Source organism: Paraburkholderia sp. BR10937 (assembly GCF_040965695.1).
In the GTDB taxonomy this organism is placed as follows: Bacteria; Pseudomonadota; Gammaproteobacteria; order Burkholderiales; family Burkholderiaceae; genus Paraburkholderia.
Window position 1 is genome coordinate 1 of the sequence record NZ_JBFRCL010000140.1, and the last position, 1,325, is coordinate 1,325.

Below are 1,325 nucleotides of genomic sequence, written 5' to 3' on the forward strand. Positions count from 1 at the left end.
CCGTTCGGGAACCCGGCTTCTTCTCCGCAGACTGTGTCAAAGTGATGCCCATCAGATTGGGAATGATGGGCATCACTTTGATGTCGCCTTCAGCCACCGTCTATAACGGCCGGCACGAGCCGCTTACTATCAATTATTTTGATGTTAATTGTCTTGTGTCTCCCCCCCAGGAGGCGAAAATTTTATCTCGCGCGGGCAGTGCGCGGTAACCAAGTGGGCTCGCCAACCCAAGCTCCGTCGACTGGTTTCTGAGCCGCAGTGCGTTATGGATCGTCATCGACGAAGTCAGCCAAGTTGACAGTGCGCTTCTCACCACCACGAGAGCGCCCCACTACCTGCTCGCGGTACAGCGACGCAAGATTTCGTGAGGATACGTAATGCCGGGCCTTCGCATGCTCGATGCCAAAGTAACGTTGCATCGTGACGACGGCGTCCGCGCTCCTGAAGCCAGCTTTCCCTAACACTTCAAATGCTTTTTCAACACGGCACAGACTGACCACCAAGTCGCCTTCTTGAAGCCACTCTCGCTCAATGTCGACTGCAAGGTCGTCGCAGCAGATCTTATTGAACGTCTCTTGGAACATCGCGTCGGGACCTTCAACGCAATAGATGCCTAGATGGACCAGTCGGAATACCACGCCCACGACGAGGGTTAATTGGGGTGGTACCGCAGCGCGAGGAGACTGCATTACCTTATTCACGTGACCATCCTTATGCTGCACTGCCCATGAGGTAAGAATCAATTCCTAACGGGCCGAAAAGACCTCTTGGTTTCGATTTCGGTTCTGCGTGGTCGACAGCTTGATCACGCCACGCTGTCCTCGTGAAAAAGGGGCGCGCCAACCGCTGCCCAAAGCTTAGTGACGGAAAGCACAAATGGTTGGGCTGGTCGTAACTGTCTGTGTGATAGTTCATGAGAAGATGACTGTTAAGTTTATCCATGGCTGTGTCGCGATAGTGGACTCAGGGCGAGTAAGGGCCGTTACGATAACAAGTGGTTGCGGGGGCACTGTCACGTTGGCGAGGTAGTCACGCAAGATGACACGATGAAGAAAAGAAAATCGCTTTATCACGGCCACCGGTTCCCGGCGGCAGTCATTAGTCTCGCGGTTCGGTGGTATTTCCGGTTCCAACTGAGCCTGCGTGATATTGAAGAGCTGCTGTTCGAGCGCGGTGTCGTTGTCAGTTACGAGCGATCCGGACCTATCCGAATGAAAGGGACTTCCCCGTCCCGAGGCTGCGGCGGAAGCCGCGAGTCGGCATCGAAGTGCCATGATGGAGTGTCGAACTACATCAACGCCAACAGGAGGGGAAGTCCATGCCAA

General features: G+C 54.6%; 1 protein-coding gene and 1 pseudogene. One reads left to right on the forward strand and one right to left on the reverse strand.

Translation table 11 applies throughout. From position 1 onward, the window contains the following. Positions 1-263: 263 nt before the first annotated feature. On the reverse strand, positions 264-701 hold the full coding sequence (locus AB4Y44_RS42320; protein ID WP_368662007.1) for a hypothetical protein: 438 nt from the start codon (positions 699-701) through the stop codon (positions 264-266). Between the two features lie 345 nt (positions 702-1,046). On the opposite strand from AB4Y44_RS42320, the pseudogene AB4Y44_RS42325 reads away from it, so the two are divergent. Then, positions 1,047-1,325 (forward strand): annotated as a pseudogene (locus tag AB4Y44_RS42325) (IS6 family transposase); the annotation flags it as partial.